This window comes from Streptomyces spinosus (genome assembly GCF_020400655.1).
GTDB lineage: Bacteria > Actinomycetota > Actinomycetes > Streptomycetales > Streptomycetaceae > Streptomyces > Streptomyces argyrophylli.
Genome location: NZ_JAINRC010000062.1, coordinates 1 through 824, shown reverse-complemented (window position 1 = coordinate 824; position 824 = coordinate 1). Strand labels below are relative to the sequence as shown.

The window sequence follows — 824 nt, the reverse complement described above, 5'->3', positions numbered from 1 at the left end:
CGCACACCTCCAGCAGCAACTCCCCGACTACATGGTCCCGGCCACCTACGTCACCCTCGACCAACTCCCGCTCACCCCCAACGGAAAGGTCGACACCAAGGCCCTCCCCGCACCCGACCACCACCGACCCGACCTCGACACCAGCTACACCGCACCCCGGAACACGACGGAGGCGACCATCGCCGGCGCCTGGTCCGACGTCCTCGGCGTCGACACCGTCGGGATCCACGACAACTTCTTCCAACTGGGCGGACACTCGCTGCTCGCCACGCAGGTGACGTCGCGGCTACGGCAACGGCTCGGGGTGGACGTTCCGGTGCGCGCCTTGTTCACCTCGCCCACACCCGCCACACTGGCCGGGGTCGTGCGCGAGCTGGAGACGGCCGACAAGGCGCCGTTGGTACCCATCGACCGTGGCAGCGGTCCACAGCCGTTGTCGTTCGCGCAGCAGCGGCTGTGGTTCCTGGACCAGTTGACACCGGGCGGCGCCGAGTACCTCGTACCGTTCGGTCTGCGGGTGCGGGGCGCCCTCGACGCCGGTGCGCTGGGTCTGGCGTTCACCGGTCTCGTGACCCGGCACGAGGTGCTGCGCACCCGGTTCGTCACGGACGACTCGGGCCGTCCCGCACAGATCGTGGACGCGCCCTGGTCGGTCACTCCGGTGGTGCACGACGTCCGGACCGGCTCCACGGCCGAGCGGGAGCGGGCGGCACTGGAGATCATGGCAGCCGAGGCACGGAGGCCGTTCGAGCTGGACGGCGGGCGGCTGCTGCGGGTGGACGTGGTCCGCGTCGCGGACGACGACCACTACGTGCTGATCACGC

At 70.5% G+C, this 824-nt stretch carries 1 protein-coding gene; it reads left to right on the top strand.

The features are described 5' to 3' along the window. Positions 1 to 824: condensation domain-containing protein (locus LG395_RS40905; protein WP_225814661.1), on the top strand; the 824-nt coding region annotated here is incomplete at both ends.